Source organism: Pseudomonas folii (assembly GCF_014357575.1).
Taxonomy (GTDB): domain Bacteria; phylum Pseudomonadota; class Gammaproteobacteria; order Pseudomonadales; family Pseudomonadaceae; genus Aquipseudomonas; species Aquipseudomonas folii.
Genome location: NZ_JACONW010000042.1, coordinates 34,343 through 41,865, shown reverse-complemented (window position 1 = coordinate 41,865; position 7,523 = coordinate 34,343). Strand labels below are relative to the sequence as shown.

The following is a 7,523-nucleotide window of genomic DNA, read 5'->3' as shown; positions in this document are numbered from 1 at the left end:
CACTGACACAAAACCTCAAAACCCATTGGCCATCCCTGCACAACGACTACAACCGCCTTCAGCAACGGCACCTGGACGTCAGCTCCCCTCTTGAGCTAGCGCACTACCACGCCCGCAACCTGCCAAAAGGCTTATCCGAGCAAGGCTGCACAGCACTGATCGCAATGCTGGAGCAGATTCAACCGGACACACAACCTTCAGAAATCCATTGGCAGTTCCCGAAACCAAACCCTTTCCTGACCGTACCGAGTAACGGCCACGAAGGCGCGATTTTTCTGCGCTGGTCTCTGCCTTGCCCGCACCCCACGCTGTGGCAAATGTTTGATCAGAGCCTTAAACCTCTGGCGCGGGATGCGAAGCAAGCAGGCGTCAACCTTGAGTTCAATGCTTATGGCCATTTCTGGCAACTCAAGCTGACCGGCCTCGACGCCCCCATTCCTGAAATCCTGAAGCATGCGTTACAACAATTGAGTGCTCCAGACGATGCAGCCTTGGCGCGCCGGGGCCAGTCGAGCGATGAACCGGCCCTGATTCCAATCCGGCAGTTGCTCAAAGCACTGCCCGATTGCTATCTGAACGCAGCACCCGCCGGCGAAACCGGCGACGTTCAAGCCTTCTGGCCCACAACGCAGTGGATCAGCTTCATGTCAGGCCTTGCGCAGAAAACGATCACCACGCTGAACACCGTATTACTCAATACGCCGGGCCAGCGCGACGAGCAATCACTGCAAGCGCCAGCACTGGCATCCGGCAAACATTGGCAAGCTGCCGCGCCACACGCCTCGGAAAGCGCCGTGCTGCTGTTCTGCCCCGCGCCCTCTTCCTCCACCGCCGATGAAGCGGCCTGGCGATTACTGGCTCATCTGGCGCAAGGTCCGTTCTACCAGCGCCTGAGGGTTGAGCTGCAACTGGGTTATGCGGTGTTCAGCGGTTTGCGACAGATCGCCGGACGAACGGGAATACTCTTCGGTGTGCAGTCGCCTAACGCCTCAGGCCCGCAACTGGTCGAGCACATCGAACAGTTTCTGAACGATCTGCCTGACTGGATCAATGACGTTGACCTGAATGTTCAGACTGAAGCCTTGCGCGCGCAACTGGACATAAACGCCATGGAAGCCCCGCAAGCGGAGGAGCTACGCTGGCAAGCGCATCTTGCGGGCCAAGACGAGCGGTTTATGTCCGCGCTGGATGAAACATTACGAAACCTCGACAGGCACACTTTGTTGCAAGCCGCTGATAGCCTTCAACGGGCCACGGGCGGCTGGCTTTGCCTGACAAACAGCCCGCAAACACCATGGCGTGTTGCGTGATCATTACCAAAGCTGCAAAAGCTTTGTTCACGAATCCCACAGCCAGAATTTGTTAAATTAAGTAACATAGGTTCCTAATCATCGAACGTATGCCTTTGCAGGTGTACTAACGATTTACCATCCACCGCTGCAATCACCCAGAAGGAGTCTTTTATGTGGACTAAACCTGCTTACACTGATCTGCGTATCGGTTTCGAAGTCACGATGTACTTCGCAAGCCGTTGATGACAACGCGGTGCAAAGCCTCGGTTCGCCGGGGCTTTTTTTATTGGTAAGTCATTTTTTCTTTTTAGATCCTCTTTTCATGCCTCGCCCCAGGGAGCTGACATGCACATCCAGATTCTAGGTTCCGCTGCTGGCGGCGGCTTTCCCCAGTGGAACTGCAATTGCGCGAACTGCGCCGGTTTCCGCGACGGTAGCCTGCGGGCTCATGCCCGGACCCAATCGTCCATCGCGCTCTCTGACGATGGCATCAACTGGGTGTTGTGCAACGCCTCTCCAGACATTCGCGCACAGCTGGCCGGTTTCGGCCCGATGCAACCGGGCCGCGCCCTGCGCGACACCGGGATCAGCGCGATCATCCTGATGGACAGTCAGATCGACCACACCACCGGCCTGCTCAGCTTGCGCGAAGGTTGCCCGCATCAGGTCTGGTGTACCGACATGGTTCACGAAGACCTGAGTACCGGCTTTCCGTTGTTCAACATGCTCAAGCACTGGAACGGCGGTCTGGTCTGGAACCGCATTGAGCTGGAAGGCAGCTTTGTGATTCCTGCCTGTCCGAACCTGCGCTTCACGCCATTTCCGCTGCGCAGCGCCGCGCCGCCCTATTCGCCGCACCGCTTCGATCCGCATCCGGGTGACAACATCGGCCTGATGGTTGAAGACCTCAAGACCGGCGGCAAGCTGTTCTACGCGCCGGGGCTGGGCAAGGTTGATGATCCGCTGATGGAAAAAATGGTCGCTGCTGACTGCCTGCTGGTGGACGGGACTATGTGGGACGACGATGAAATGCAGCGTCGTGGGGTTGGCACGCGGACCGGTACTGAAATGGGCCATCTGGCACAAAACGGCCCTGGCGGCATGCTCGAAGTGCTTGAGCGCCTGCCGAAACAGCGCAAGGTGCTTATCCACATCAACAACACCAACCCGATCCTCGACGAAGACTCGCCCGAGCGTGCAGAGCTTGCTCGCCGTAACGTCGAAGTGGCGTTTGATGGGATGAGTATTGAGTTGTAAGAGGCGTGAACACTGACCTGTGGGAGCGGTGCTTGGTCTGGGCGGCATTCCGACGATAAAGACACCTCGATCTGAAGTGAACCGCGTCCAGCCTTATCGCGGGCAAGCACCGCTCCCACAGGTCCGAGTCATTCAGAAAGAGATGTGTTGTTCACAGGAGCCAACATGAGCGAAGCAACGCCGCTGTCCACCGCTGAATTCGAACAGGCCTTGCGTGCCAAAGGCGCGTATTACCATATCCATCACCCGTACCACGTGGCGATGTACGAAGGCCGTGCGACCCGCGAACAGATTCAGGGCTGGGTCGCCAACCGTTTCTACTATCAGGTCAACATCCCGCTCAAGGATGCCGCCATTCTTGCCAACTGCCCGGATCGTGAAATTCGTCGTGAGTGGATTCAGCGCCTGCTGGATCACGACGGTGCGCCCGGTGAAGACGGCGGTATTGAAGCCTGGCTGCGTTTGGGTCAGGCAGTTGGGCTGGACCCGGATCAACTGCGCTCTCAGGAACTGGTTCTGCCCGGCGTACGCTTCGCCGTGGATGCCTACGTCAACTTTGCCCGCCGCGCCAATTGGCAGGAAGCCGCCAGCAGCTCGCTGACAGAGCTGTTCGCCCCGCAGATCCACCAGTCACGTCTGGACAGTTGGCCGCAGCATTACCCGTGGATCGATCCAGCTGGCTACGAGTATTTCCGTACCCGGCTGGGCCAGGCGCGTCGCGATGTGGAGCACGGCCTGACGATCACCCTGCAGCACTACACGACTTATGAAGGCCAGCAGCGCATGCTGGAAATCCTGCAGTTCAAACTCGACATTTTGTGGAGCATGCTGGACGCCATGAGCATGGCCTACGAGCTGAACCGCCCGCCTTATCACAGCGTGACCGACCAACGGGTCTGGCATAAGGGGATTGCCCTATGAGCTTTGATCGACAACAAGTCCCGAGCTGGCGTCGAGGCTATCGCTATCAGTTTGAACCGGCGCAGAACGGCCACGTGCTGCTGTACCCGGAAGGCATGATCAAACTCAATGAAAGCGCCAGTGCCATTGGTGGCCTGATCGATGGCCAGCGCAGCGTAGCTGCCATCATTGAAGCCCTGAACGAGCAGTTCCCGGGCTTTCCCGAGCTCGGCAGCGATGTCGAGCAATTCATGGAGGTCGCCCGTGGCGAACACTGGATCGAACTTGCCTGAGTCGACCCCGGTTGAGTCAGCCATCAAGATTCCGCCCAAGCCCGCGGTCGGTTTGCCGCTGTGGCTGCTGGCCGAGCTGACGTATCGCTGCCCGCTGCAATGCCCGTATTGCTCCAATCCTTTGGACTTTGCCAAACAAGGCCAGGAGCTGACCACCGAGCAATGGTTCAAGGTCATGGCCGAGGCGCGGCAAATGGGGGCGGCGCAGATTGGTTTCTCTGGCGGTGAACCGCTGGTGCGTCAGGATCTGGCTGAGCTGATCCGCGAAGCCCGTCGGCTCGGTTATTACACCAACCTGATTACCTCGGGTATCGGTCTGACCGAACAGAAGATCATCGATTTCAAGGAAGCCGGGCTCGACCACATCCAGATCAGTTTCCAGGCCAGCGATGAGCAAGTGAACAACATGCTCGCAGGGTCAAAAAAAGCTTTTGCGCAGAAGCTGGAAATGGCCCGTGCGGTCAAGAAGCACGGCTACCCGATGGTGCTGAATTTCGTCACTCACCGGCACAACATCGACAAGATCGATAAAATTATCGAGCTTTGCATCGCCCTCGAAGCCGACTTCGTCGAGCTGGCGACGTGTCAGTTCTACGGCTGGGCGCACCTGAACCGCCAAGGCTTGCTGCCCACCAAGGATCAACTGGTTCGTGCCGAGCGGGTCACCAACGAATACCGCGACAAGCTCGCCGCCGAAAACCATCCCTGCAAGCTGATCTTCGTCACCCCGGATTACTACGAGGAACGTCCCAAAGCCTGCATGAACGGCTGGGGCAATATCTTCCTCACTGTAACCCCGGACGGCACCGCGCTGCCGTGCCATGGTGCGCGGCAAATGCCGGTGCAGTTTCCCAATGTTCGCGACCATACCATGCAGCACATCTGGTACGACTCGTTCGGTTTCAACCGCTTCCGTGGTTACGACTGGATGCCTGAACCGTGCCGCTCCTGCGATGAAAAAGAGAAGGATTTTGGCGGCTGCCGTTGCCAGGCTTTCATGCTCACCGGCGATGCCGCCAATGCCGATCCGGTATGCAGTAAATCACCTCATCACGGGATGATTGTGCAGGCTCGCAAAGAAGCCGAATATGCGACTCAAACCATTGAGCAGTTGGCCTTTCGCAATGACAGAAACTCGCGCCTCATCGCCAAATCCTGACACGTTCACCGCAGCCCAGGCAGTCGCCGCTGGCGTCGATTTCGCCGAGTTGGCGGTCAGCCCACTGGGGTTGTTCTGGAACGAATACCGGCCGGAGGATGGCGCGTGCCGCATCTGGCGCTGGTTTGAAGGCAACACGACCTGCCTGACGCCCGACGGCTTCAGCGTGCGCAGCCGGGTCTATGAATATGGCGGCGGGTCTTTCTGCCTGACCGACGATGGGTTGGTGTTCGTCAACGAAAGCGATCAGCAGCTCTATCGCCAGCCACTGGTGTTTGATGAGTTCGAGGGCGAAGGTCTGCCCGAAGCCATCACCACCGGTAAAAAGCGCTACGGTGATCTGGTATTTGCCAACGGGCAGATTCTGGCCGTCGAAGAAGACAAAGAATTCCATCAACTGGTCAGCATTGACGTCGCCAATGGCAAGCGTCTGGTGCTCGCGCGCGGGGCGGACTTCTACGCATCCCCCACCCTTAGCCCTGATGGCCAGCGTCTGGCCTGGATCGAATGGCAGAAGCCACACCAGCCCTGGACCAGCACATTGTTAATGAGCAGCAAACGTCAGGCGGCAGGCGGTTGGTCCGAGCCGCGTTGCCTGGCGGGCGACCGCGATCAGGAGTCCATTCAGCAAGCACGTTTCGACGCTAACGGGCGTTTGTATTGCCTGAGCGATCAGGGCGGTTTCTGGCAGCCTTGTGTGGAAGGCTCATTCGGCCTGACCCACCTCAAGGCGTCCGACGCCGACCATGCGCCAGCGCCCTGGCAACTGGGCGGCCGCAGTTGGTTGCCGTTACCTCATGGTGCTTACCTGGGTACCTGGTCGGAAAACGGCACAGGCGTGTTGGGGATGCGCGATTCCCACGGCACGCTGGAAGATTTCAGCGGCGAATACAGCCGCTTCCGCAGTCTGGCGCTCGACGATCAATACGTTTATTGCATCGCGGCTTCAGCCACCCGCCCTTCGGCGGTCCTCGCGATCAGTCGCAAAGATCACAGTGTTCAGGTGCTGGCCGGTGGTGTCGCGCCCCTGCCGCCGGAGCAAATCAGCCGCCCACAAACATTGCGCTACAAAAGCGGCGATGGCGAGGCGCACGGTTATTTCTACCCGGCCATGAATGCTGTTGGCACGCCGCCGCTGGTGGTGTTTGTCCACGGCGGACCGACCTCGGCCTGCTACCCGGTGCTTGATCCGAAAATCCAGTATTGGACCCAACGCGGCTTTGCCGTGGCCGACCTCAACTATCGCGGTAGCACCGGATACGGCCGGGAATATCGCCAGAGCCTGCACCTGAACTGGGGTGTGGCCGATGTGGAAGATGCTTGCGCGGTGGTTGCTCACCTGGCCGGACGCGGACTGATCAATCCGGAACAAGCGTTCATTCGCGGCGGCAGTGCCGGGGGTTATACGACCCTGTGCGCACTGGCCTTCAAGAAAGTCTTCCGCGCCGGTGCCAGCCTTTACGGTGTCAGCGACCCACTGGCACTGGCCAAAGCCACGCATAAATTTGAGAGCGATTATCTGGACTGGCTGATCGGCGATCCGGAAGAAGACATCGACCGCTATCACGCCCGTACGCCTCTGCTGCACGCCGCAGACATTCAGGTGCCGGTGATTTTCTTCCAGGGCGAGCTCGACGCCGTGGTCGTTCCTGAACAAACCCGCACCATGCTGATGGCCCTGAAGTCCCGAGGCGTTGTGGCTGAAGGGCATTTTTACGCCGACGAACACCACGGCTTCCGCAAGGCGGTCAATCAGGCGGATGCGTTGACGAAGGAGTGGGCGTTTTATCGGAAGGTGATTGATCAGGTGTGATAAATCGGGGATTTGTTGGAGCGAGGCTTGCCCGCGAAGAACGATCATGCGGTATGCCTGCTCCACCGCGGTGTCTCATTCGCGGGCAAGCCTCGCTCCAACAGGTTGCGCCGCGCCTAAATACCTATCAAATCACACCGAAGGCTGTGTCGCCTGCATCGACGGTCTCTGGCTGATTTCAAAATACCAGTTGGCCAGACGTGGATAGCGGTTGCGCCAGGCCAGGTCCGGCTGGCGGAAGTCGAGGTAGCCCAACGCTGCAGCGACGCTGATGGAGGCCACATCAAAAGCCGAGCTGAGCTCGGTAATCGCTTCCTGCTCGAAGTAAGCCAGGCTGCGCTCGACCTTTTCCTGCTGATTATCGAGCCAGAGGTCCCAGTGTTTTTCAACCGGGCGCAACGCTTGCTCATAACGAATCAACAAGGCCGCATCCAACAGCGCATCCGCCAGGGATGCCAGGGTCAGGCGTCGCCAGCGCGCTGAACCTTCACGAGGGATCAACGGGTTGCCGACATGCTGGCTGTCCAGGTAGTCAAGAATGACCCGGCTGTCATGAATGACGTTGCCGTCCGCCAGCCGCAGCGCGGGAAGCTTGCCAGCGGGGTTATCGTTGTTCAGTTCTTCAACCGGGGCGACAGGCGAAAGCGTGGTGGGCTGAAGCGTTACCCGGTCCAGCTGTCCCGTTTCATGCAGTGCCAGCATCACCTTGCGGGCAAACGGCGAAGCAGCGTTGTAGTACAACGTCATGGTCGGCGCAGACATGGAGGTTCCTCGAATAAGACAGTCCCTCAGACTAGCCAGCGCCACAG

General features: G+C 58.8%; 8 protein-coding genes. 7 read left to right on the top strand and 1 reads right to left on the bottom strand.

The window, feature by feature from the left end; genetic code table 11:
- From H8S59_RS11360 to H8S59_RS11330, 7 genes are all read left to right on the top strand, one after another.
- Nucleotides 1–1,310 (top strand): insulinase family protein (locus H8S59_RS11360; protein ID WP_187521464.1); only part of this gene is annotated, 1,310 nt, incomplete at its 5' end.
- Between the two features lie 153 nt (nucleotides 1,311–1,463).
- Nucleotides 1,464–1,535 (top strand): pyrroloquinoline quinone precursor peptide PqqA, encoded by a 72-nt coding sequence (pqqA, locus tag H8S59_RS11355; protein ID WP_008365141.1) that lies wholly within the window; start codon nucleotides 1,464–1,466, stop codon nucleotides 1,533–1,535.
- Between the two features lie 102 nt (nucleotides 1,536–1,637).
- Entirely contained in the window at nucleotides 1,638–2,549 is a 912-nt protein-coding gene (gene pqqB / locus H8S59_RS11350) for a pyrroloquinoline quinone biosynthesis protein PqqB (RefSeq protein ID WP_095101067.1), read from the top strand.
- Between the two features lie 165 nt (nucleotides 2,550–2,714).
- Nucleotides 2,715–3,470, top strand: a complete 756-nt coding sequence (gene pqqC, locus H8S59_RS11345) for a pyrroloquinoline-quinone synthase PqqC (protein WP_187521463.1) — start codon at nucleotides 2,715–2,717, stop codon at nucleotides 3,468–3,470.
- Nucleotides 3,467–3,742: a pyrroloquinoline quinone biosynthesis peptide chaperone PqqD gene (gene pqqD / locus H8S59_RS11340; RefSeq protein WP_027899483.1), complete on the top strand. Its 276-nt coding sequence runs from the start codon at nucleotides 3,467–3,469 to the stop codon at nucleotides 3,740–3,742. Before pqqC ends, pqqD begins: the two co-directional genes overlap by 4 nt.
- The gene (pqqE, locus tag H8S59_RS11335; protein ID WP_176469980.1) at nucleotides 3,714–4,901 is read left to right on the top strand and encodes a pyrroloquinoline quinone biosynthesis protein PqqE; all 1,188 of its coding nucleotides are present in this window, start codon (nucleotides 3,714–3,716) and stop codon (nucleotides 4,899–4,901) included. Before pqqD ends, pqqE begins: the two co-directional genes overlap by 29 nt.
- Nucleotides 4,867–6,714, top strand: coding sequence for an alpha/beta hydrolase family protein (locus tag H8S59_RS11330; protein WP_187521462.1), 1,848 nt, complete (start codon nucleotides 4,867–4,869; stop codon nucleotides 6,712–6,714). The genes pqqE and H8S59_RS11330 overlap by 35 nt, the downstream gene beginning before the upstream one ends.
- A 132-nt stretch (nucleotides 6,715–6,846) precedes the next feature.
- On the opposite strand, the gene H8S59_RS11325 is transcribed toward H8S59_RS11330, so the two are convergent.
- The gene (locus H8S59_RS11325) at nucleotides 6,847–7,476 is read right to left on the bottom strand and encodes a glutathione S-transferase (RefSeq protein WP_187521461.1); all 630 of its coding nucleotides are present in this window, start codon (nucleotides 7,474–7,476) and stop codon (nucleotides 6,847–6,849) included.
- Between the last annotated feature and the right edge of the window lie 47 nt (nucleotides 7,477–7,523).